Below are 24,413 nucleotides of genomic sequence, written 5' to 3'. Positions count from 1 at the left end.
GGTCGTTAGCCTAAGAAGCTTCCACCTCGGCAGGCCTCGCTGTTGCTTCTTAGGCTAACGCCCCTGTCAAGTACCCGCAATATTCGGGGTACGCGCATCGTCGGAAGAAGCACACCCGAATCCCCTGGATCCCAGGGACGCAATGCATCCATCGAATACAAAGAATCCTCATGACCACAATGGAGCCCCCGAGTACACACGACCCCCAGAAAGCGCTCCATCGTAGGAACCGCCTCCGGGGAGTATTTCCGAGGTACGCGTCCCGCACCGAGGTGGGGATGATGTCGAAGTAGCGGCGTCGTCTTCCTCCCCTCCCCCACGAATGGATACCTCAAGACCATGCTCCTGGATATGCTGGCACCTAACAGCAGGAGGAGAGTGTGATGCCCCAGTTTGGTCCGACGCAGCCTGGTCCGCGCCAGCATGGTCCGCACCATCTGCCGCCCCGGCCCGCGCAGCCTCCCACCGGGAGTGCCCCCACTCGAGAGACCCTGTCGAATCGCTTGCCTCTTACCGTGACTTCAATGTCAGTCCCTCCGACATCCCTACCGCTGTCGCTCCCATCGAAATGTTGAATCAGGACCGCGCGAATGTCGGCCTCCCGCCCATCCAGGTCGACGTCACCCGCCAGTGTAGGTTCTCGGATTTCGTGTCGGAATCTCAATTTCGTGTCGGCGGCGTGTCGGAGTTCTCAGTTTCATGTCGGCCCGAGGAGGCTGTAGGCATGACAACGAGGTCGTTCTGTGACACAGAGCTGATATATCTCACCGAGGAAGGTACCTCCACAGGGCGTCTCGGGATGCCGCAACGCGCTGTGTGGTGCGCAGCCAGTCATACGGCAGCGTATTCCACGCCTACTGGTCGGTGAATGGTGCCATCGATCGCGCTCAGCGGATCTCCGGTTCCTTGACGCTTGAGTTGGATGACTTCGGACATGATCGATATCGCCGTCTCCTGCGGTGTCTCGGCGCCGAGATCCAACCCAATGGGAGCATGCAACCGTCGAATCAGCCCTCCAGGGACGCCGGCTTCTTTGAGCGCTTCCACTCGTACGGCATGGGTGCGTCGACTGCCCAGTGCTCCGACGTATTCAGCCCGACTGCGAAGCGCCACCTCGAGTAGCGGAACGTCGAATTTCATGTCGTGGGTCAGCACCGCGATCACCGTCGAACGATGGACACGGGCCTCGGCGATCTGGCGGGCAAGGTACCGGTGTGGCCATTCGACGACTACGTTGCTGGCAGGAAACCGCGCCGCCGTGGCAAAGACCGGGCGAGCATCACAGACTGTCACTTCGTAGCCACAGAATGCCGCGGCCTCAGCTAGTGATTGCGCGTAGTCAATGGCCCCGAACACAAGGAACCGAGGGCGAGGCTCTTCCCGCACGTAGAAGACTTCGGGAAGGAACTCCGACGATTCGTTTTGGCATCGGTGCAGTTCAAGGTCTGTGGAAACCGAGAAGTTTGTTGCGGTGCCCACGGCCGTAAGACTGCCTTCCTTATTAGTTTCTGCAGGCCAGATTCCCGAGGTAGGGAGCGGAATGCCGAGAGTCAACGCACGGTCTTCTTCGAGAAGGTCCAGCGACCTCCCTAGAACTTCAACATTTGTTCCTTGTTTCCCAACACACGTGATGACGACATCGAGCTGGCCGCCGCAACTGAGACCGACGGCGAAAGCATCGTTAGCACTCACGCCGTAGTGTGCCATGCGTGTTTTGCCATCGGTCATGACTTCGCGGGCGAGTTCGTAGACGGCACCTTCGACGCATCCGCCGGACAGGCTTCCTACGACCTCGCCACGCTTGTTGACGGCCATCATCGTTCCGGCCGGTCGCGGTGATGACTTCCACGTCCTGACGACAGTAGCTAGCGCGAAAATTTCCGAGCCAACCCAAGTTCTCAGTTCATCAGCAATGTCGCGCATGTCCCTCCTCAGGGTTTCGGCCGCGGTGTTGAGTCGGGTGTGAGCTTTTGCCGCGGCGTAGTACCGATTGTCATTCCGTATCTTTCGAGATCACTCACTTCATCGATGTCGTTCCCGTGGCCCAAATCTCCGCACTCGACGACGACCGTGCCTGGCCTAGATAAGACCATCCGCGCTCCCTGATCTCCTCGGGCAGAATCGAGTGCTTCGGGCCAATGCGAACGACCGAGCACAACAGGATGGCCCGGTTGCCCTCCCCAGGTGCCACGCGCTCGAACGCTCGCCAGCTCTCGGGCGCTTGACGTGTGTGCCCTCTCGACCACCCGGAGCACCGCTGCGGCGGCGACTCCTGGCAGATCGATGAGCATGATCGCACACGCTTGCGCTGTCGTCTGCGTCAAAACTCGCAGTCCAGTTCTGAGCGAAAGCCCGAGGCTAGGTGTGGGTGCACCGCCTTCGCACATTTCGCTCACCACGACGCTGGAAGCCTCCGGTGGCAGGAGCGACCGTATGTACGACGCTTCGGGCCCGAGCACTACCAGCGGCCGGCACCCGGCAGCGGTGAGCTGGTCGCACACCCGCCTGACGCGTGGAGTCCCGTCCGAATCGATCAAAATGCCTTTGGCGGCCCCAAGGCGGAGTCCTTGGCCGGCTGCGAGGACAAGCCCAGCGATCTGTGCTTTGGATTCGGAATCCATTGCTGACTCCATTGTGTGTTCGAGGTCCTTTTACACCACTACGGAGGGCTCCGGCGCAGACTCCGTGCGTCGCCGGAGCCGCACGAGGGCGATGACGCTGACAAAGGAGATCACAGTGGCGACAAGCAAATACCCGGCGACGGCGAACGAACTCCCTGTTGCTGCTACCAGCGCACCTGCGATGAGTGGCGCAATGGAGCTGCCTATGAGGTGTCCCAACGTCACGCCCAGGGAAAGCCCGCTGTATCGGACATCAGCGGAGAATACCGTGGAGAAGAACGCAGGTTGAACTGCGTAAGGGATGTAGAGCGCGATCGTTGCCAGAATGTAAGTGACCACGATGAAACCCGCGTTACCGCTGTCCAGCGCCCCATACAAGGGCACTGCGATGATGGCGATGAGGATCAAACCGAACTGGTACACCTTGTGGCGTGGGAAGCGATCTGACATCTTGCCCGCCGCGAGGACGACGAAGAATCCGAGAACAGACGTGGTCATCACCAGTATCTGCATGAAGCTGCGACTGATCGAACCGTCCGCGGTGTAGACGAGGTTGTAGGTGGCCACTAGGTAGAAGAGGATGCCCGATGACATTGAGGCACCAGCAATGCAGATCACCTGCAGGGGGAACTTGCGTACCACTTCTACAAGCGGCATCTTCGCGCGCTCATTGGAGTTCTTGACTCTCTTGAAGTCGGGGGTGTCAGTGAGCTTGAGGCGCATGAGGATTCCGACGATCACGAAGACTGAGCTGAGCAGGAAGGGGATCCGCCAGCCCCAGGCCTCCATCTCCGCGTCGTTGAGCAGGTTGAGTGGCAGATAGACGAGCATGGCGAGCACGAGTCCGACAGTAAGGCCCGCCTGCGTGAAGCTTCCAAAGAACCCCCGATTTGCTTCCGATGCGTGCTCCGTCGACATTAGTGCGGCACCACCCCATTCGCCGCCAAGGGCCAAGCCTTGAATGATGCGAAGAGTAACGAGCAGAAGCGGAGCTAGCATCCCGATGGAGTCGTAGGACGGCAGGCAGCCAATGAGGACCGTAGCAATACCCATGATCAGGATCGTGAGGACCATCATTGGTTTGCGCCCGATCCGGTCGCCGAAGTGGCCGAAGATCGCTGCGCCAATAGGTCGCGCGATGAAGCCGGCGGTGAAGGTAGAGAAAGCGAGCAACGTTCCGGCCGTTGGGTCGAAGTTTGGGAAGAAAAGGTGGTTGAAGACTAGAGCTGCAGCTGTGCTGTAGACGAAGAAGTCGTACCACTCGATCATGGTGCCGATTAGGCTGGCGACGGCAGCTTGCCGTGGAGATTTGGCTCCCGCAGGAGCGTGGTGAGTAGTTGTCATCGTTGACCTTTTCTTTGGTGTAGGTGAGCGGGAAATCGTCCGGCTCATCGTTGTGAGGTGATACGTGGACCAACTGCCTTGATGGTGTCACTCGGTCGAGAGTGAACTCTCGTCGCGGTTCTCGGCGGCCATGGTGATGGCTTTGAGGATGTTGGCGTACCCGGTGCAGCGGCAGAGATTGCCTCGTATTGCTGCGCGGGCCTCGTCGTCGCTGGGATGCGGGTTCTCCGCAAGCAGCGCTCGTACGGAGACGATCATGCCGGGCGTGCAGAAGCCGCATTGCATGGCTTGAGCCTCCACGAACGCTTGTTGGACGTCATCGAGCTCGTCGTCGCCGTTTTCGACTGTCTCTATTTGGGCACCGTCTGCTTCGACGGCGAGCACGCAGCATGATTTAACGGTGCGTCCGTCGAGAAGTACGGTGCATGCTCCGCAACTTGCGCTCCTGCATCCGACGTGGCCACCGGTTAGCCCGAGCCCGTGTCGCAGGTGGTCGATCAGTGGGGTGCCTGCATCTGCTGCCGACTGTTGGTGCTTGCCGTTGACGTAAAGCGAAACAGTGCGTGTCATGAGCGCTCCTTCTCGAGACTGTCAGCCAATTCTTTGAGCACCCGGACGGAGTATTCCGCGGCCATGTGGCGTCGATAGCGGCCGGGTGCATGTGTCTCTCCGGCGGGGTCCGCCACCGCAGAGAGCACGAGGTCGCGGATCTCGTCCTCCTCGGCATCGAACACCTTCCGTCCGAGAAGCGTGGGGATCGGTGTTGCTCCGCCGATGCTGAGGGTCTCCCGCTGCCGTCCTGCAACGGCCGCCACTGTGAGGACGGGAGGAGCACCTTGAATCCTGGTGAGGCGCAGGTAGCGCGCACGTTGTGAAGGATCGCATGCGACCTCGACCGCCTCAACGACCTCGCCAGGTACCAACGCAGTGGACCGGGCGCCGGTGAGGAAGTCGCGGACCGGCATCCGTCTGCTGCCGTGGGCTGAGCGTAGGATGACAACTGCATCGAGCGCCGTGAGCACTGTCAGGTAGTCAGCTCCTGAGTTGGCAAACGCCACGACCCCGCCGATGGTCCCCCGGTTACGCACCTGCAGGTCTCCGATGGACCCCGCGGCGACGGCCAAGACGGGGCAATGGGCTCTCACCTCTGCACTTTCTGCCACTTGAGTATGGGTGGTGCTCGCACCGATGCGTAGAGTTGTCGCGGAGACTTGAATTCCGCGCAATTCGGCAACTCTGCTGAGGGAGATGATGCAGGAGGTGCTCCACTCGTTGCGATTGAGGTAGGGCATCGCCGTCATCCCGCCGCCGAGGAGAAGCGTGTCCTGCGGGGAATTCTGCAGAGTGTCGAAGAGCGCGTGCAGGTCTTCGGGCCGAAAGAAGTCGACCTCCGCGCCGTAGTCGCCGCGTTGAGAGACGATCATGCGCGCACCTCCTCTATTGCGTTCCAGACTCTTTCCGGGGTGAAGGGAACGGTCTTCAGCTTCACTTTCAGTCGCGACTCGTACCCGGCCAGCGCGTCTTCAATCGCCGAGGCGATGGCGGGGGAGGGTGCGCTGATACCCGATTCGCCCACACCCTTCATTCCGCCGTGTGTGAATGGCGATGGCGTCGAGCGATGTCCCATGGTGATCGGGAACCACTCTCTGGCAGAGGGAAGGGTGTACTCGCGCAAACTTGGACATTCAGGATTCCCGCGCTCGTCATAGGTGAATTCTTCGTACAGTGCGGCCCCAACTCCTTGCATCACGGCACCGTGCAGCTGTGCCTCCGCAAGGGTCGGATTGACGACAACTCCGCAGTCGTGGGAAAGCGCGAATTCGACAACGGTCACGGCACCAGTGGCAGGATCGACTTCGACGATGCACGCGAGTGCGCCAAAAGACCACGTGGGGTACTGGTTGTAGAGCCCAGTACGCTCCGGTTGATGATGAACGTTGGGCATCTTGAAGGACCTGGTTGATTCGAGATTCGGCTCGATTCCGTCCATAAGAACACCGTGCGGATGACGATAGATTTCACCGGCTATCTCCCCGATAGTCGTCGACGCATCCGTCGCGGACGAATGAATGACTCCCCGTGAAAAGGTCAGAGTACCTTCAACAACCCCGAGCTTCCGCGCTGCGACAGTGTCGATCTTACGGCGGCAGTCTTCGGCTGCAAGTCGTGCGGATGCACCACCGATCGTGAGACTACGCGAGCTGTAGTTGCCATTTCCATGGGGACAGGACAGGGTGTCGCCCTGCACAACGGTGATGTGGTCGATATCAGCACCGAGCACGTCGGCGACGATCTGGGCAAGACCGGTTTCGTTGCCTCCGCCGGGTGAGGTAACTCCGGTCAGCACCGTGATGTAGCCACGTGGGCTGATGCGCACGGTGGTGCTGTCGGTGCCCCCGAGGAGGCTACCAGGTCGCGAGGATCCTTCTGGGGTAAGTTCGTGGGCGAATCCCAGACCGAGTACTCGTCCTTCGGCTGCCGCGGCAGCTCGTCGTGTTTCGAAGGATTCTGCGTCGATGAGTTCGAGCACCTGGTCGAGTGTGCCTTGGTAGTCGCCTGAATCCATGATCCATCCAGACGGGAGCTGGTAAGGGAACTGGTCTGAGGTCACGAAGTTCCGCTTCCGGACCTCGGCTCGATCGACGCCGCTGATGTCCGCGACTTCGTCGAGGATTCGTTCGAGGAAGTATGTGGCTGCTTCCTTGCCGTATCCGCGATAGGCCTGCCAGGGTCCAAGATTGGTGACGGCTCCGCGGAGATGCACGTGCGAGTTGGGAATGTCGTAGGACCCCGGAATGCATCCTGCTGTGACGATGGCCATGAGGTAACCGGCGAAGGTTTGAGGCGCTCCAAGGTTGGCGGCGAGCTCGATGTCGAGGGAATCGATGACGCCGTCGCTGCTGAACGCGACCTTGTAGTCGCAGGCGATGTCTCGCGAGTGGCCAGCCGCCGGCAGCGCCTCATGTCGTTCTTCGACGAACTTCACCGGACACGCCAACTGAATTGCGGCCCAAGCTGTGAGGATGTCCTCGGGAAAGATCGGTATCTTGCCGCCGAAGGCCCCTCCAACGCTGGGCATGATGACTCTCAGCTTGGAATCATCTAGTCCGAGGACTCCGCCGAGCTGAGTTTTGAGTACGTGCGGGCCTTGTGTAGATGCCCAGACCGTCATAGAGCCGGTCCAGCGGTCCCATTGGGCGATGATCCCGCGAGGTTCGAGCGAGGTCGGGATAATTCGACCGCAGGTGAGCCGCCCTGCGGCAGTCAGCGCGGCCGTAGTCATCGTCTCAAAGGTGCCGGCGCAGCCGTTGACTAGGCTTCCTTTACCGAACTCCCAGTCGATCATGAGATTGTCCGTCCAACTGGATTCAACCAATGGTGCATCGGGGGCGAGGGCTTGTTCAACTGTGACGACCGGTGTGCGCGGGGTGTAGTGGACATCGATGGCGGCAATGGCACGCGCAGCTGTCTGGGAGCTTGTAGCGACGACGGCCGCCACGGGTTCGCCGACGTAGCGCACTGAATCTACCGCGAGCGGGTAGCGGTCCGATTGCTTCACAGAGAGGAAATCGAATGCGCCGGCCGGTCCCATCTTCAGACTGTGCTCGACCGCGTCTTCGCCGGTGATGAGCAGTTCGACTCCCGGTATGGTGAGCGCATCCGTGGTGTCAATGTGGTCGATGGTCGCTGATGCGTGCGGAGACCGCAGGACACTCATCGTCATGCACCCCGGAAGGTCGATGTCGTCGAGGAATGTGGCACGACCTGCGGCAAGGATCGGGTTGTTTTTTCCTGTGAGGCCGGATCCTGCATAGGTGTTCGTTGTGGAGGAGTGCGTTTCTGCGGACTCGTTGGGTGGATGGTGGATCACGTCATTGTGCATTGGTTATCTCGTTCGTCAGTGCGTGGGGGTAGGTTCAGAGTCGGCGTCGGCCAGGATGAACGCGACGAGGCATGGCTGATCGGTCCGATTCGACCACGCGTGGTTTGTGCCGCGTTGGATGACGACATCGCCGGCGCTGACATCGACGTCTTCCTCGTCGAGAAGCATCGTGATGCTGCCTTGGAGGATGATGCCGAAATCGACGGTTTGCGTGCGATGCATGTAGGGGTGTCGGGCACCGTTGACGTGTTCGCCTTCTGCGCCCATCTCAGCGAAGACGTTCTGGCCATCGTCGCGTTCGCCGGTGTGCTCCGGTTCGGGGTCGAATTGAACGATGCGGAACTTGACACCACCGGCGTCTGGGGCGAGGACGAACGGCTCGTCAGGCTTCTGTCTGCCGTCCTCGTGTGTGCGAGCCGGTACATGTGAGATCTGCCAGAGGTCGGTCATGGCTACCGGTCGGTGATCACGGTGGAAGATGCGTGGTGCAGGTCCGTCGGAGGAGACGCGGGCTGTTCCGTCGGTGTCTTCCTCGGTGACGACGACGCGAATGGGAGCGATGTCCAAGATGGTGCCTTTCAGTTCGATGCGGAGTTGTAAGTGTCTGCGAGAGTGCTGGTCCCCGGAATTAAGTGTGTGTGGGCAGTGGGGTAGATAGTGCCTTCCGCGCTGCCGAGTTCGGCGGTTGAGCCGTCGGCGAACTTCGCACGGCCGCGCACCACGACCGTGTCGCCATCTTCGAGGTAGCCGAGTGCCCCTCGCTTTGTGCTGAACGGTTCGGCCCCGTCCTTCGTCAGTTCGAGAAGGGAGCCCACCATGGTGAGGTCCGGGCCGCTGACGGTCCCGGAGGCAAAGAAGTCGCCGGTGCTCAAAGGCGCGCCGTTGGCTGTGGTGTGGGCAAGCATTTGCGCCGGTGACCAGTGCATGTGCGAATAGGGCGGGCGGCTCACGACTTCACCGTTGATGACGACTTCGAGCTCGAGGTCGAGGCCCCACGGTTCTGAACTCCGTAAATATTCAGCGAGGTTGGGATCATCTTCACTCGGCACCCTGATCCTCGAGCCGTGCAATTGACTCAAGGGAGTGATCCATGGGGAAATCGTGGTGGCGAAAGACTTCCCAAGGAACGGGCCCAGCGGCACATACTCGAATGACTGAATGTCGCGGGCCGACCAGTCATTGACTAAGCAGACACCGAATACATGTGACTGAAAGTCGTCGATGCTGACGGACTCGCTCAACTTGCTTGGAGTGCCGACAACGAAGCCCACTTCAGCTTCGAGGTCGAGCTTCATTGAGGGTCCGAACCTGATGCTCTGACCCTGACGGGTGAGGCCCGCAGGACGTCGGATGGGTGTACCAGAGACCACGACACTGCTGGATCGTCCATGGTAGCCGATTGGCAGCGCGAACCATGCTGCCGGCAGGTCCGGACTTCTTGGACGGAAGATCCACCCCACATTCTGTGCGTGGTCCCGCGAGGCGTAGAAGTCGACATAGTCGGCAACGGTGAAGGGACGCACTAGCCGAAACGAATCCGGATTATTGACTGCTACCGCATCAGTGAGAGCAGCCAGTGCGATTGTCTCAAATTGCGCCCAGGCTTCAGGTCCGCCGGCGAGAAGCGTATCCAGACTAGTCGCACGCAGACTGTCCTCTATTTTTTCCGGAATGGAATGCGGTGGATTGGCGGCGTACTCTCCGAGATCAACGGTTCTGTCGTCTCGCCGAACAAGTATGGTTCGCTGTCCATCTGCGAACTCGGCGACGCCGAGCGAATACACGCTCGAAGCTTGAGTCATGAAGTGTCTCGATTCTGATAGGAGGGTGCTCCTGATTTCGCTGTCGTGTCCCAGTCACACCAACTTGATCATTACATTCCGTGTCGGTAAAGTAAAGATAGTGGGAAGCGTGAGAAGATGTCAAGGACATGAAAAAGAAGAAGTCGGTTAAAGAAAAGAAGCTTGGTCGCCCTCGTGCGCCCGGGGTTGAAGAGCGGGTCTTTGCGGCCACACTCATCCTGCTCGGAAAGCAGGGTTACGACGGTACGACCATGGCGGCGATTGCCGATGAAGCCGGCGTCACCAAGCCAACTCTGTATCGACGCTGGAGCAATAAGGACGACCTGGTCACATCCGCAGTGTCCTCAATTGCAGCGACAGGCCCTGCGTCCACATTTGACGACGTCTGGGACAACCTCATCGCCGAGCTCGAGATGTTTGATGCGGCAATTAGCAGGCCCGAGGGCATCGGGCTCCTCGGAAATGCTTTGGCCCTCGAACAGAGGGAACCGCATCTCATCGAGCAGTACCGACAGAAAGTAGTCCGCGTGCGGCGTGCCCGGCTGCTGGCGGTACTCGAAGAGGCGAGAAAAAATGGCGAAATGGACCTGGAGATCAACCCCGACGATGTTGTCAGACTCTTGATCGGCTACTACTACGCTGCTCGCGTCGCCGGGGGAGAGATCGGTACGCAGTGGCCCCGGGACTGCGTCAACCTTGTCCGTCGCGGCGTTGAGGCCAGAGGCGAATGCACGCGAGAGCAATCGAGCAGGCGAGAGAGCTCGGTTCGTCGCGCCGACTCAACCAATTGACCAGGCGCGCACCCGATTCCGCTTCGCGTTATTGGAAGTGCGCTATGAAGTTGAAAATCGCGGGGAGGCAGGCCGTCAGTGTAAATACGTTGGGCACCTTTCATCGTCGCAAGCTCGGGCTTCAAGCCCTCAGCGTGATCTCTTGAGCCTTTCAGCCCGTTTGGGGCTCTTCACGGACGAGGGTGTGGGTGGGGACTGAATCCTCCGGCCTCGAGCAGCGATCTCGCGATGTAGTAGCTGAGGTTTCGGAAGCCGAGCGCTGTCCCGCGGAGGTGCTCGAAGCGGCCGTTTAGGGCTTCTGTCGGTCCGTGCTGGTGCCGGGTAGGTCGAAGAACGCGAGGATGTCCGCAGCCCTCTGCTTCAGTGTGCGACCTAGCTTGCGGATCTCGATCAGCGCCGCGGGGACACCAGTGGTGACGGCACCGATCACGGCTTGCATCATCGCCTTGCCCTTGGTCTTATCGGGTTCCGGGTAGGCGGCGAGGACACGCTGGTAGATGTACCAGGTCGCTTCGACCCCGACATGCTCTTCAGCCGCGAACAGCGCCTCGAGCCGATCTCGTTGCTTGTCGGCGAGGAGACTGTCACCGGTCTGCAGGGGGCGGCGGGCCTTGTAGAGCGGGTCAGCGGCGGGGCCTCGATGCCCGAGCGTCTGCTGCTGGACGCGCTGCCGACACCGGTCCAGGCCGTCACCGGCGAGACAGACGGCGTGGAAGGCATCCATCACCGGGACCGCGGCGGGGGAGCTCTTCCGCAGCGGCGGTCTTTAACCCGGTGAACCCGCCCATCGCGACGACCTCGATCCCGTCCCGCCACGCCTTCGGCCGCCCAGCGAGCCACTCCTTGAACACGGCCTTCGAGCAGCCCTCGACCATGTCCAGAAGCTGCGCCCGGCCGGTCTTGTTCCGGTTCGGGGTGAGGTTCATGATCACCGTGACGTACTTGTCTCCGTGACGGGTGTGTCGCCAAACATGCTCGTCGACGCCGATCGTGGTGACGCCGTCGAACCGTGCCGGGTCGTCGATAAGACGCCGGGTGCCCTCGTCGAGGATTGAACTGTTCGCAGCAGACTACGACACTCCGAGGCCGGCGACAACGCGGGAGACGGAGAGATGATCGAGGACGAGGCCCTCCCCCACACACGCCAGCCCGCCGCGGGAGATCCTCGCCCGTTGCGGCGCGGCCTTCGTGGTGTCCGGTCGCCACACCCGTCCGCACCCAGAGCACTTGTAACGACGCACCCGTATCAGCAACCTCGTGGATCGGTGCCCGAGCGGTTCATATGCGAGCCGGCGTGCCACGGTGTCCCGGGGCACGCCCTCGCAGCCGCACTTCCGGCACCATCGATCCGACTCGACGACTCGACACTCGAGCACGGCACGATCCGCAGACAAATCCTGTCCGACGGTTTCAAGCCCGAGCTCGTCGAGTCAGCAGAACGTGGTGAGACAGGGCATGGTAAAAATAGGCTAGGGCACGTCGAGGTCTCCCAGATGGGCAGTGTGACAACTTCCATCTTCAGGGAGACCTCGGGCCCCTACCGGGCCGTCGACGTGCTCGGGCGACTACAGCCAGCGCCAGCAGGACCCCTCTGACCCGATCTTCGTGCACGAGAACGCGACCGTTCGCGTCCAGGGAGCCTGCCAGGAGGAACCCGACCGCATCAACATCAGCAACGTCCGCACAGGGCCGGAGCGCAAGGTCAAGGCGGGGGACGTCATGTCGCCGGCAGTCGTCGCACACCACCTCAATGGCAAGGTCTACGTGAAGCGCGGAGAGGGCGAGCACTCTGTACCCGACCAGGTGGATCGCTACATCGCAGAAGGCCCCGACGACCCCCCTGCGTCAGCGCCTCGCGCCTACACAGGCCGACAAGGACAAGCCGGTCGAGCGCGCATCTGGATCCGGTCATAACCCCCGCCACGGACTACCAAGCCGCTCTGCGCCACGCGCTCACCACCGAGTACATGCCGTGCGCGAGGCAGGCACCGCCGCGAGCGCCCCTGGACGGCTTCACTCGCTACCAAGAGCGTCTCGAAGACGCGCGCCAGAAGGCTCTGGCCAAGAGCGGTGGATCAGGCTTCCTCTTGCCCCGCTGTGCACTCCCCGCGCCCGACTGGTTCACGCTGGCTGGGCCAGAAGGATCAGAAGGTCTCGATCACTGCCCGTGTCGAGGTGGCCGACAAGGTGTACGGCGACCATGAACTCCCTCGCGTTCTCTACATCATGCGGACGTCTCAGGGTAACCTCGTGCGCTGGTTCGCCTCCGAGAGCAACGGTCGGGAACCTAGGGATGCAGTGACGATGCAGGGAACCATCAAGGACCACTCGACCTTCAACGGCGAGCGCCAGCCGGAGATTTGGTACTCCAAGCGCCCCGTGATCCACCCTCCGGTGAACCAGGCGCCTCCCCCACAATCAGGTCATATGTAGCCGGGGTCGCAATCCGAAGGACCCGAGGAAGGTCGCTGGCGTTACCTCTGATGCCACTATTGGAGTCGTCTGTCGCGTTTTTGGTGCCCCTCACGCAAGCCTCTCACCCTACGATCCAGGTGGGCCCACGCCGCTCGCATAAGCATCTAGGCCCCTTATCGACCCCTCTACCCACACTACGCACCCCCATTAGGGGCAATAGCCCCATTGGAGGTTGAGGCTGGCATTGAAGAGGCATTGGAGGTATTGACCGCCTTCACCCCCATCCCTTGACAGTCCTTGACTTGTCGCCGCAGAATGTCGATGCGATGGCCCCGTAGAGCGGTTCCCCTGGCGATCCGGGCGGACCGATCTCACGGGGCCCTCGCCGCATTCACGACCTTTAGGGTTTTGAACACACAAAACCCTCTCCAGCGCTCCACCTTCACGAACTTGTCAAGCTCTTTCAACCAGAAATATTGGCGCTTATACAGCCCAGCAATTCTCTGAGAAAAGGCCACTTGTCCCCTCCTACTGCTACCGTGCCGAAATCGTCCTCCTGCGAAAAACGGCGCCTACTCTTGCTTCATCTGCTCCATCACCGAGCACTAGCAGAGACGGAAGGGAGGGGGCATCACATGTGTCGAGGACATGACACGCACGATCAGCAGATCCGCTGCACGTGCTGCGATCCTGCTATTCGCCGCGAGCGTCGTCACCTGCGCCAGATGGGCGACCGCGGCATGCCGGACGACATGAGCGTCGAGACCGCGTGGGCACGAGGCACGATCGAGCAGCGCAAGCTGTCGGCCCGACACCGCCCTGAGGCCACCTACGACCCTGCGCCGGCGGTCCGAACGGAGCGTGCACGGCGCGGCACGCTGCGCCAGGCGGAGCAGGAGATCCTGGCAGCAGACGAGTCCCCCAGTGTGCGTCGCGCGCTTGCACGGAACCCGGGACTCGCGCCGTGGGCTCGCGAGACTCTCGCGGCGGACAATCATCCGCGGGTCCGATCTGCCGCCAGTGGGCGCTGGCGTGTCCCCGCAGGACGAATGTCGGCCGCCCGCAGTGCACTCCGCCGCCGCGGTCTATCACTGGCGGAGAGCGGGGCAGACGCGGTGCTGGACATGTCGGAGGCCACTGGAACAAGCGTTGAGACCGGCCTTGCGGCGGTGCCAGATGTCCTGGACGAGGCTTTCGGCCTCACGCCGAGCGACCATAACGTCACGAACTTCGAGACCCATCACATCATCTGAAAGCGCGACCGCTCCAGAGCAAGGAGATTCACCACCATGACGAACATCGCAGAAATTTCGATCGCCGACGTTGCTCGGATCGTGAGCAGCGCAGGCGGGTTGCGGGCAAGCGGCCGCTCGGACTCCGGGGTATGGCTCGACGTCGAGAGCGGCGACCTGATCTCGGGCCCCTTGTGGGAACCCGGTCAGAAGAGCCGAGTGGTCCCCCTCGTCGACCCGCTCGGCTGGGAGGGCTGGGCTGCCCTCCTCGCGGAGGGCTACGACATCGAGGCGGCATTCGCGGACTCCGACGCCGCCGAGACAGAACTTCTCAACGCCCAGTCCCAGGCGCTGGCGGAGACCGTCAACGAATGGAAGGAGAAGTACGCCGAGGCGCGCAGCGAGTATTCGAGCCGCTTAACCAGGTCCGACGCGGAGGCGGGTGAGCTGTGGTGACCGAGCTTGACGTGCATGAGCTAGGAACGCCGTCACGGAACAGGCTCGACGCGCACTTCTTGCCCGACGGAACCTACGTTTTCCGGGAGCACTTCGCCGGCGACGTGCCTGCCTCGGACGCCATCACGCTGGCGTACCAAGGAGATCCACTGCTCGCGACTGATCAGTGGGCCGAGGTGCACCGGCTACTCACCGCGCGAGCACCCTCCTACGCAGCAGCAAACCATGAGGGCAGAAAGCAAATCATCGCCCTGACCCGCCTCGACCTCGAATCTGCCCTCGCTAGAAACGAAGAGGAAGAAGAACTCTTCCGCCGCGACATCGAGACCGGCGACGCCAGCCCCTACTGATTCACCCACTCGACAGACCGTCTTCTCTACCCAGGAGGGTATTAACCATGGGAAACGCACTTCGCGCTATGTTCTGGAACGTAATGGAACTGGGCGACAAGGAGAAGCAGAGCCGCACCCGCCGCAGGCACGTCTTCAACCACCTTTTCCGAGAGCGGTGGGACGTCATTGGACTGATCGCCGTATGTAACTCGGCTCGTCCCGCTCTGGAAAAGTCAGCCAACCAGCATGGCTACAAGGTCATCGGACCCAGGCAGCCCCTCGACAGGGCGCCCAATCCGAAGGAGGCCAGCACACTGATGCTCGTCAGCCTCGACCGGGAAGTCACGAATGTCGATGCGACGCGCCTCGTCGAGCAGCGCTTCATTTGCGATGACAATTCGGTCCACGAACGGAGGGATCAGCTGCTCCTCGCAGCAGCAGGCGCGACCATCGACTTCGACGGAACCGCCTTGACCGTCGCAACCGTATACACTCCCATGCACCAGGACATTGAACTGTACCGCCCGACCGCCGTTGTACACGACCCGTCGATTAACGAAAAGCGACGACGGTACACCCCACAGAAAACCGGATACGAGCTGGATGTATCCACCGAAACCGCAATCGCATGGGCGAACGATTTTCAGCACGCCAGCGCCGCCGATGGGCTCATCGTCGGAGGAGACTGGAACGCGCACTCGGATCCCGCAGTTCAGGACCGCCGCCCAGACATTGAACAGTCAGGCAGAGACTCGACCGGCAGAGCGTGGCGACAGCTACTGCAGGAGCGCCCAGACCCCGTTCACACATACTCGTATGGCGATCGCGTGAACCGCGCTCACCGATTCATTGATCAGGTATACACCCGGTTGCCAAAGGGATTGGACGCCCGCCTGGACGTCACGCCTCCACCGAAGATCGATAAGTCAGAGGTCCGTCTCGGCTTCGCTTCGGACCATGCTCAGCTCCGCGTCGATGTTTCCGCCACGCAGCCCCATCCGAAAGTCGGCGGCACCATGCAGTTTGCTGGGGTGCGTTCGTAAAGCGTCCGTGCACCGCACATTCCCGCCTGGGAAGAAAACATGCCCTAACGGGTGTCCGTAAGACCCGCCCGGTGAAATGCCCGGTCACGGTCCCATATCTGAGACAAGACGAGGAACTGACTATGTTGATCGGATACGCCAGATGCTCGACGCATCATCAAGACGAAGACTTGACCGCACAACGTACTGCCCTGAACCATTTGGGCGTCGCCGACAGCCGGATATACGTTGACGTGGGACTATCCGGGACTAGCCGCAAGCGGCCCGGCTTGAGGGAGGCCCTTGCAGCTCTGCGAGAGCAAGACACTCTTGTGGTTACCAAGCTGGATCGGCTCGCTCGATCTGTGCGAGACGCGAGTGATATCGCCGAGGAGATTCAGGCGACGGGTGCGGCACTGTCTCTAGGTGGCTCTAACCATGACCCCACTGACCCCATGGGCCGAATGTTTTTCTCGATCATGGCTGTGTTCGCCGAGTTCGAATCCGACCTGATCCGCGCTAGAACCCGTGAAGGAATGGCAGTCGCACGAACCCGCGGCCGCCTTCGCGGCAAGCAACCGAAACTATCCCGCGCACAAGAACGCCACCTAGTCGAATTGGTCGAATCCCGCGAGCACACCATTTCTGAGGTCGCAGGCCTGATGGGAGTCAGCCGCGCAACGGTTTACAGGGCCATGGAGAGAGCCAAGTCGAATGGAGTACCAGAGTGATTGATACTGATTTTGAAGGCCTGGTAGCCAAACGGACCCATGCGCTCAACGTACTGGTGTCGTTCGCGAGAAGCATCAGCGATGCTGACGATTTCGGCGACATGCTGGGGGCACTTCGTTTAACCGAGATAGCTGCAAAACAGGCTCGAAGCGCCATCATCTGCGAAGCGCGCGCGGCTGGAGACCAGTGGGAAGACATCGCTGCCGCGCTCGGATGTTCGGCACAACAGGCCAGGACACGTTTTGACTGAGCTTCGTATCAACGTCCCAAGATTAGATCGGCCACTGGTAACGGTCTGATTGCTTGGCCAACTTTTCAAGGCTGGAATCTTAACTAGACCGGACAGTCATCTCAAGTGAACCCTGCTGCGAGTGACTTCCACGCCGTCGTAGCCCGCTGAACGGAGCAATCGCTCGACCGCGGTCTTACCCGTACGCCAGTCAATTCTTGGCCCCACGATGACCTTCTGCAGCGGCAACCGCAATTCCCTATAAATATCGGTGCCCTGCCAGGCGATATGGTCGAATCGATGTTCATTCGGCAACCCAGATAGCTCAACGTATCCGGTGATTCCGTAAGGTGACACTCGGTGTCTCACTGCGGATTCTGCGTCACGAATTCGCAGAGTGCATCGCACCTCTTGCTCACTCTCGAATCCCGAAGATTTATATCGGTATGCGAGGCGTTCGAAACCATACGGTGAGAGCCACGCCAGCGTTGATTTCGCAGCTTCAAAGCTGTCAACGCGAAGGGCCTTGTGGAACGCTGTAGTCGGATTGTCCTCCGCTCGTTTGAGTTGAGTCGCAATGCTCGTCCACATCAGTTCCAAATGCTGGTGGAGTTGTTCGCGCCCATAGATCGCGTAATCCCAATCAGTGCGCAAGTAGCTATTCTCGGCAATAAACTTGTCCGCCCAGTCAGAGGGCTCAGAGCTGTTGGCTTTGACACCGAAAGCAACTGACGTATCAAATTCGAGGGCGTAGCCTAGACCACCCGCCGCATACCGGTCCCACTGGGCCGCATCATCGTCGCGGCTTGACGCGCAGGCCACGAAAACTGATTGCGATAGATCGTTGGCGGCCCTCAGGGACTCGTGTAGGACCCATCCAAAATCGCCTCCAGGATCGTTACTTTCCAGAAATATTTCGATCTCGTCCCATCCTTGACGAATCTCGTCGAGATCGTTTAAACCAGCAGCTTCACTCGCCCATATGGAGTGGGATTCTAATATTCCCAACAGGCCGTGTGGCGTTGTGTAGTGGTAAATCGGCTGAGTAGACGGCCAACGCTTAGGTTCGGGGATAGAAGACAAACGTAATTCCTTGTTGTCAGATCGGTCGCTCAATCTCACATATCGCGATGGTTTGGTCAGTCCACCTGGAGTGGAGGTAGATCGTCCACGATGCGCATCGTTTCCAGGCTCAACGTGGTGATTTTTCCGATCAGGTCAATGATGTAGCGCGGTTGATCGTGTTCACGACCCCAATCATTTGGATCGTTTACGATGCCGGATGCCTTGTCTGCCTTGACCTGGTAGCGCTCAAGAATCCAATCGATGCCCGATCTAGATCCCAGCATGTACTGCTGGGCTTCCTCAGGGATTCCCTCGATAGTTATGTAGGCATTGTATTTGATGACCGTCTTATCCCAAGCCCCCGACTTGCCCCCGTACTTCATCTTCGTGACGGCAAATCTTTCGAGCTCATTTTCTGGAGCCACAGTCGCTACCGTCTCTGTCAGAGGAAATGGATCGACTTCTTCATATCCGATGTGCAGCGCCGAGAGTTCGCGCCCGGCGTTCACGAATGCGTCGAATCTCTCACGGCCTTTGACTTGAGGGATGCGAGGCAGTGTCTTCTTCAGTTCGGCTTCATACGTGGTGCGGTAGTCAGCCGAGTGCAATAGACCATAGACGTAGAAGAAGATGTCGTCTTTCGATATATCGTCACCATACGTCTTTCTGTATTCGTTCAACGCCCAATCCGTGATGTTGTCTCGTCTGGTCGGGCTCGACAGCAGAGCATCTTCGTCTGGGGACGAATAAGAGTAGCGCGTGAACAATTGCCCCGTATCCAACAGGTGCAAATCAGGCACCGATGAGAGAGCAAGTACAGCGAACGTCGGAAAATGGGTTGAAGGCGAGGTCAAGTAGAACCCGGCATTGGTGGTGTCCGGGGTCGGGAACAACTTCGGCATCTGTCCACGCTCATGGTTGAGCAACCGCGCGAAGTACACGTTTTGCTTGTTAAATGGTCTATAAACGCCAACTTGACAGTGTGATGCATCAAATTCAAGGCGCTCAGACTTCTTCAGTGCGTTACGTAAACTACGAGCCCAACTAATCTTCGTAGGATCAGTGCCAATGAAATCTCCTACTGGCTCAGGCCTTCCGGATTCTTCCCACCGGTCAGCTTCGCGGTTATAGAAATCGATCATATTCTCGACGTTCGAAGCAACTTTTTCCCGCGATGAGTTATACACCCATGCGTCTCGGCCAGTCTCTATTCCTCTGCCGAAAACAGAGAAGATAGTACGACCCGTTTTGTCCTTCTTGTCAGCGATGATGGGGTAGTTTTCGTAGTTGGGGTCGCGTTGATTGATCCAATCGCCGTACTGGTTCGGTTTGACCGTGTCCCAGTCCAGGGAAATCAGTGAGTTCTCCTCGACAGTAGCGAGTTTTGTCGCCCGATCCAGGTAGTCACCAATGTCTTTATAGTGCAGCACACACTCGTCCACTCGTCCGGGCCGCTTCACCAATACCATCACCGCAACCGTAGCTCGCGATCCGGGCCCAAACACCTGTCCGCCCTCGCGACGAGCGTGCTCGCCCGAAGTGCGAGTATTTCCGCGCAGATTGTATATATAAACGTCATGGAACTCGTCCGTGAGGGTCTTCCTCAGGCCATCTGCGGTGTTGCCGTCGATGTATCCACCATTGGAGACATAGCAGACGACACCACCGTTCTGTGAGTCGAGAACTCGGTTGGACGCCCAGCGGATTGCGCGAATGTATGAGTCATACAAGGAGTTCTTATTCGTCGCCGTGGAGTGTGCCGCATACGTTGACCGGATCGACTCGTCCAATGTCGGATATGTCTGGTTGGCGTTGTTGTCGTTGCCACTGGATTGCCCCACAGAGTAGGGCGGGTTCCCCAAGATGACTCGGATATCCAGGCCGTTCTGAGCAATGACCCGGTCATTGTTGCCGGTGAAGATCACCTCGTCGAGGGTGTCTCCGCTCTCCGTCATCTGGAACGTGTCAGTCAGCACGATCCCTTCGAACGGTTCATACCCCACCTGGTCCGGGTCGGAACCGTTTTCTGCAGCTGCTTCGCGTTGGAGGCCGTGGAAGGTGGCCTCAATGTTGATCGCGGCAATGTAATAGGCCATGAGCAGAATCTCGTTGGCGTGCAGCTCGTTGGCGTACTTCCGCGCAAGGTCAGCCGGGTCAATCAGTCCTGATTGGAGCAGACGGGTGATGAACGTGCCCGTACCAGTGAACGGGTCGAGCACATGAACACCCTCACCTGAAATTGTGGTGCCGAAGTGTTCCTTCAAAACGTCGTTGACTGATCGCAGGATGAAGTCCACGACTTCAATAGGGGTGTAGACAATTCCGAGTGACTCAGCGGTCTTCGGGAATGCGAGTTTGAAGAAGCGTTCATACAGTTCGGTGATGATCTTCTGCTTGCCCTGCGCTGACTCGATTCCTTCAGCACGAATCCGGACAGACCGGTAGAACTCATCGAGCTTCCCCGTCTCCGTGTCCAGGTTGTACTCCCCCAGCACCGCGAGCATGGTGTCCATGACCTTCGACACCGGGTTATGGGCAGTGAAGTCATAGTCATCGAACAAGGCATCGAAAACCGGCTTCGTGATCATGTGCTGGACAAGCATGTCCACAGCATCCCTGTCAGTGATCCCATCATTGAGGTTCGCCCGCAGGGCTGAAACGAACTCAGAGAACCGTTCATCAACCACCGTATTGTCAGGGTCGTTAATGATGGAGAGCAGGCGGGCGGTCTGTCGGTCGGCGATGTCTTTGACATCAGCAGCCCAGTCTTCCCAATACCTGCGGTCACCGACCTTCTTGACCATGCGGGCGAAGATCGCGTTCTCCCAGGCAACAGCATTGACCATCGAGAACAATGCTTCGGCACTGTCCTGTCCCGATGACCGGTCAGAGTCCGTGTCTTCGTCGCCGGTTCCGACGCCGATGACATCGACCGTTTTGTTCGCGCCCTTGTCGAGGTCGATTTTGTTGATCATCGCTTCGAAACGGTCATCATGAGCACGCAATGCCTGCAGCACGTCCCACACGACCTTGTACTTCTTGTTGTCATTCAACGCCGTTTCAGGATCCTGGTCCGCCGGCACCGCGATGGGCAACACAATGTACCCGTACTCTTTATCGGGTGCTTTACGCATGACACGGCCAACAGCCTGAACAACGTCAACCTGCGAGTTGCGCGGGTTAAGGAACAGGACTCCATCTAGGCTGGGAACATCGACACCTTCGGTCAGGCATTTCGCGTTTGTGAGGATCCGGCATGTGTTGGGACCGGCTTCCTCCTGCAACCACTCAAGGCGCTTGGAGCGTTCAAGGACGTTAAAAGTACCGTCGACGTGTTCAGCCTCCATCCGCAATTTCGATTGATCATCAGTACGGTTGACAAGGAGTTCCCGTCCGATCTTCTCGAACTGGTCCGCCAGAGCCTTTGATTCCTTGATGTTCCGAGCGAACGCCACGGCCCGGTTCATAGGAGAATCATCGTTGATCGCCAGTCGTTGCCCGTGAACACCGCGCTTCGACAGGCCATTCCAGCACCCAACAATCCTGGCTACGTCGTCGAGGTTGAGGTCACCGTCTTCTGACAGCAGTCGTTGGAACGACGTCGCAACAGAGGCTTCGTCAACTGCGAGAATCAGGACTTTATAGTCAGACAGATGTCCGAGTTCCACTGCCCGTCCGAATCCGAGGTGGTGGAACTCAGGCCCGTAGGTGGATTCGTCGTCCATCGAATACACGGCCACACCATCCTGCGCGGCCTTTGCTTTCGAGTCCTCCACATAGATCCGCGGAGTAGCCGTCATGTACAGGCGCTTCTTTGCGCGGATGAATTCGTCATTGTGCACGCGCACGAACGCCGAGTCATCGGCTCCTGGCTGGGAGATGCCAGTGGTGCGGTGGGCTTCGTCGCAGATGATCAGGTCAAAGTCCGGCAACCCCTTTTCAAATGCACCCATTCCGGGCAACCCGGCCTCTCCCCGCTGGGTACCCGACTGCTGAGCTTGATGAATAACGTCGATGGACTGGTAGGTGGAAAACACCACGCTGATCGAATCGTCGCCGGTCGAGATATTGAAACGTGCCGCCAACTTACTCGGATCAGTTGTGGCTGGGAATCCAAGATCGTGGACGGACACATCTTCAGATTGCTTCCGTCCCACAGAGGTATCGGAACACACAGCGAAAGGCCGCAGATTCACGTTGGCCTGCGCAGTCCACTCATTCAGCGTCTGCTGTAACAACGCAATAGATGGTACGAGGAAGAGAACACTGCCTCCCGCTGGCACATACTGCTCGACCAGAGTTAGCGCTGTGAAGGTTTTCCCTGTGCCACACGCCATGATCAGTTTTCCACGATCATTTTTGGTGAATCCGTCGATGACGTCGTCGATGGCTTCGCGCTGATATTTGCGTGGTTGTTTGCCTGGCTTGGCTGTCAGCTCGTGGGGTCGGTCGAGGTCGAAGACTGACCAGTCAATTGTGGACTCCGCGAAGTCGCGCAATCGGATACGTTGGACTTCTTTCGTCTGACCAGCCAGGGCTGCTTCGGCATGTGATGACCACTGATCAGTTGATGACACAATCACGCCCCGAGCAAATGGTTCCTTACCAAGCTCGGTGAAGAACGAATCGATGTGGTGTTTCTCGAGCTTTCGCTCGGGGTCGTAGAACTTTGCTTGGATCGCGACGAGTTCACCCGTGTAGCGGTCTTCGGCGACGAGATCAATACCAGTGTCGACCCGCCCTGCTCGGCCTGGCCAGTGCTGCCACCGCCAGACCTTTGAGAACTGGTCGGCGTACTTTGGTTCCGTTTGGAGGTACGACTCGAGGAGTTCTTCGAACTTTGATCCCTTGTCGTGCTCGCTCGTCGCGGAGAAGTAGAGGCGGTCAAACACCTCGTCAAAAGCCATAGCCGTCATACTTCCGATTATGCCTGTTTTGAAAGGCCTTTTCGTCAGTGAGAACCACGATCTCATAACAAGTCGGTGCTGAAGCCGCGTATGAACATCAGGCTCGAAAGACGCCACCCGTAGGCACTTCCTACTCAGAGGATGCGACAATGGAATCACAAGCCCGCAAGCGTCTCCATAGTCCGCACAGAGTCCGCAAGAGAGTCGAAAATGACCAACTTCAGTCAACGCAATAAACGCTATAACCCCTGGTCAGCTCGAGCGTTCAAACACTGCCAGCGTCAGTCAACGCCTGTTCAGGCGTTCCCCTGGTACTACTGAGCGGCCGGTTCCCATAACTGTGTCCATGCGCGAACTCAGCCCTCACGAGCTGCCCGAGGCGATTGATCGGGCACTGACCAGGACCTCGATCCTCATCCTCCCCTCGGATCGGGACGGTGCCGTCACCGAGGCGTCCCCCGGCAAGTGGGCAGGACCTGTTCCCGCTCCGGCCCTCATCCTCTTCACCTCCGGGTCGACAGGGAAGGCGAAAGCGGTGGCGTTGTCAGCTGACGCGCTGACAACCTCGGCCCGGGCGACCGAACGGTTCCTCTCGGGGCCGGGTGACTGGCATCTGTGCCTGCCGGTCAACCACATCGCCGGGTTCCAAGTCGAACTGCGCGCCCGTCTGGCGGGCCGCGCCCCGGTCAGGGCCGCCTCGGCGAGGTTCACCGCCCAGTCCTTCGCCGCCGAGGTCGCGACTCTGCTGGAACGGGCGGGCGACCGACCGACGTACACCTCGCTCGTGCCCACCCAGCTCCACCGCATCCTCGAGGACGACGCGGCGACCGCTGCAGCCGCACGGATCACGCACATCCTCCTCGGCGGGGCGGCGATCTCACCGTCCCTGCTCGAGCGTGCCGAGGCCGCGGGCCTGGCGATCGTACGGACCTACGGGATGAGCGAGACGGCGGGCGGCTGCGTCTATGACGGGGTTCCGTTCGACGGCGTCGACGTCACCATCACCGAGGCGGGAACGATCGATCTGAGCGGCCCCGTCGTCGCCGACGGCTACGTCGAGATCGGCATCGATGGAACCATCAGACCGGTCGAGTCCCCCGCCTTCACCGTCGACGAGGCGGGACGGCGGATCATGCACACCAGCGATCTGGGCCGGATCGACTCCGGTGTGCTCAGCGTGCTCGGTCGAGCCGACGACATCATCGTCTCCGGGGGCACGAACGTCTCCCCGCACGCCCTGGAGACCGGCCTGCTGCCGAGCTGGCAGAAGGCGGGAATCGAGGAGATGCTCGTGACCTGGGTGCCCGACGAGGAATGGGGCAGACGGATCGTCGCGCTCGTTCGCCTCGCCGACGGCGGAGGTGGTGTCGGAGCCGAGGATCCGCAAGAATCGGCACAGAGACTCAACGCCCTCGATCACGGGATGACGGGGCAGCTGCTGCCGCAGCTCGTCTTCGCGGTCGCCGAGATTCCGAACCGGTCGATCGGCAAACCCGATCGCCAGGCGGCGGCCCGCATCGCCGCCGATCTCATCGCGCGTGATGCGAATACCCATACCGGTGAACTACCGGTAACATAAGAC

Annotated in this window: 19 protein-coding genes and 1 pseudogene; 9 read left to right on the top strand and 11 right to left on the bottom strand. The window is 59.7% G+C overall.

All coding sequences use genetic code 11. From position 1 onward, the window contains the following. Positions 1–831: 831 nt before the first annotated feature. The 8 genes from AC239G_RS05670 to AC239G_RS05635 all read right to left on the bottom strand — a co-directional run bounded on the left by AC239G_RS05670 (position 832) and on the right by AC239G_RS05635 (position 9,650). Entirely contained in the window at positions 832–1,923 is a 1,092-nt protein-coding gene (locus AC239G_RS05670; RefSeq protein ID WP_487489962.1) for an XdhC family protein, read from the bottom strand. Positions 1,924–1,931: 8 nt separating this feature from the next. After that, entirely contained in the window at positions 1,932–2,621 is a 690-nt protein-coding gene (locus tag AC239G_RS05665) for a nucleotidyltransferase family protein (protein ID WP_487489961.1), read from the bottom strand. A 30-nt stretch (positions 2,622–2,651) separates the two neighbouring features. After that, positions 2,652–3,965 (bottom strand): MFS transporter, encoded by a 1,314-nt coding sequence (locus AC239G_RS05660; protein WP_487489960.1) that lies wholly within the window; start codon positions 3,963–3,965, stop codon positions 2,652–2,654. Between the two features lie 87 nt (positions 3,966–4,052). Further along, positions 4,053–4,535, bottom strand: coding sequence for a (2Fe-2S)-binding protein (locus tag AC239G_RS05655; protein WP_487489959.1), 483 nt, complete (start codon positions 4,533–4,535; stop codon positions 4,053–4,055). Beyond that, a complete protein-coding gene (locus AC239G_RS05650; protein WP_487489958.1) occupies positions 4,532–5,389 on the bottom strand; it encodes an FAD binding domain-containing protein in 858 nt (285 codons plus the stop codon). The genes AC239G_RS05655 and AC239G_RS05650 overlap by 4 nt, the downstream gene beginning before the upstream one ends. After that, a complete protein-coding gene (locus tag AC239G_RS05645; protein WP_487489957.1) occupies positions 5,386–7,848 on the bottom strand; it encodes a xanthine dehydrogenase family protein molybdopterin-binding subunit in 2,463 nt (820 codons plus the stop codon). Before AC239G_RS05645 ends, AC239G_RS05650 begins: the two co-directional genes overlap by 4 nt. 15 nt (positions 7,849–7,863) lie before the next feature. Then, on the bottom strand, positions 7,864–8,415 hold the full coding sequence (locus tag AC239G_RS05640) for a cupin domain-containing protein (protein WP_487489956.1): 552 nt from the start codon (positions 8,413–8,415) through the stop codon (positions 7,864–7,866). Positions 8,416–8,426: 11 nt separating this feature from the next. Continuing rightward, on the bottom strand, positions 8,427–9,650 hold the full coding sequence (locus AC239G_RS05635) for a fumarylacetoacetate hydrolase family protein (protein WP_487489955.1): 1,224 nt from the start codon (positions 9,648–9,650) through the stop codon (positions 8,427–8,429). Between the two features lie 128 nt (positions 9,651–9,778). Between AC239G_RS05635 and AC239G_RS05630 the strand changes: the two genes are divergently transcribed. Beyond that, complete coding sequence (locus tag AC239G_RS05630; RefSeq protein WP_487489954.1) at positions 9,779–10,441, top strand: TetR/AcrR family transcriptional regulator; 663 nt, start codon at positions 9,779–9,781, stop codon at positions 10,439–10,441. A 170-nt stretch (positions 10,442–10,611) separates the two neighbouring features. On the opposite strand, the pseudogene AC239G_RS05625 reads toward AC239G_RS05630, so the two are convergent. Continuing rightward, positions 10,612–11,898, bottom strand: a pseudogene (locus AC239G_RS05625) (ISL3 family transposase). A gap of 148 nt (positions 11,899–12,046) precedes the next feature. On the opposite strand from AC239G_RS05625, the gene AC239G_RS05620 reads away from it, so the two are divergent. The 7 genes from AC239G_RS05620 to AC239G_RS05590 all read left to right on the top strand — a co-directional run bounded on the left by AC239G_RS05620 (position 12,047) and on the right by AC239G_RS05590 (position 16,880). Beyond that, positions 12,047–12,355, top strand: a complete 309-nt coding sequence (locus tag AC239G_RS05620) for a hypothetical protein (RefSeq protein ID WP_487489953.1) — start codon at positions 12,047–12,049, stop codon at positions 12,353–12,355. A gap of 1,136 nt (positions 12,356–13,491) precedes the next feature. Further along, a complete protein-coding gene (locus AC239G_RS05615; RefSeq protein ID WP_487489952.1) occupies positions 13,492–14,109 on the top strand; it encodes a hypothetical protein in 618 nt (205 codons plus the stop codon). 36 nt (positions 14,110–14,145) lie between these two features. Continuing rightward, a complete protein-coding gene (locus AC239G_RS05610; RefSeq protein WP_487489951.1) occupies positions 14,146–14,544 on the top strand; it encodes a hypothetical protein in 399 nt (132 codons plus the stop codon). Then, entirely contained in the window at positions 14,541–14,894 is a 354-nt protein-coding gene (locus AC239G_RS05605; protein WP_487489950.1) for a hypothetical protein, read from the top strand. The genes AC239G_RS05610 and AC239G_RS05605 overlap by 4 nt, the downstream gene beginning before the upstream one ends. A gap of 47 nt (positions 14,895–14,941) precedes the next feature. Continuing rightward, positions 14,942–15,919 carry a hypothetical protein gene (locus tag AC239G_RS05600; RefSeq protein WP_487489949.1) on the top strand — a complete coding sequence of 326 codons (978 nt, stop codon included), beginning with the start codon at positions 14,942–14,944 and terminating at the stop codon, positions 15,917–15,919. 122 nt (positions 15,920–16,041) lie between these two features. Next, the gene (locus tag AC239G_RS05595; protein WP_487489948.1) at positions 16,042–16,629 is read left to right on the top strand and encodes a recombinase family protein; all 588 of its coding nucleotides are present in this window, start codon (positions 16,042–16,044) and stop codon (positions 16,627–16,629) included. Continuing rightward, positions 16,626–16,880, top strand: a complete 255-nt coding sequence (locus AC239G_RS05590; protein ID WP_487489947.1) for a hypothetical protein — start codon at positions 16,626–16,628, stop codon at positions 16,878–16,880. The genes AC239G_RS05595 and AC239G_RS05590 overlap by 4 nt, the downstream gene beginning before the upstream one ends. Positions 16,881–16,976: 96 nt before the next feature. On the opposite strand, the gene AC239G_RS05585 is transcribed toward AC239G_RS05590, so the two are convergent. After that, complete coding sequence (locus tag AC239G_RS05585) at positions 16,977–17,942, bottom strand: DUF2971 domain-containing protein (RefSeq protein WP_487489946.1); 966 nt, start codon at positions 17,940–17,942, stop codon at positions 16,977–16,979. A gap of 56 nt (positions 17,943–17,998) precedes the next feature. Then, positions 17,999–22,831, bottom strand: coding sequence for a DEAD/DEAH box helicase (locus AC239G_RS05580; RefSeq protein WP_487489945.1), 4,833 nt, complete (start codon positions 22,829–22,831; stop codon positions 17,999–18,001). 346 nt (positions 22,832–23,177) lie between these two features. On the opposite strand from AC239G_RS05580, the gene AC239G_RS05575 reads away from it, so the two are divergent. Continuing rightward, positions 23,178–24,410 (top strand): AMP-binding protein, encoded by a 1,233-nt coding sequence (locus tag AC239G_RS05575; RefSeq protein ID WP_139468602.1) that lies wholly within the window; start codon positions 23,178–23,180, stop codon positions 24,408–24,410. Positions 24,411–24,413: the final 3 nt, after the last annotated feature.

The sequence above is a fragment of the Brevibacterium sp. Lmc1 genome, assembly GCF_057654315.1.
The sequence above is the reverse complement of the archived record's forward strand: the minus strand, read 5'-3'. Positions and strand labels throughout refer to the sequence as shown.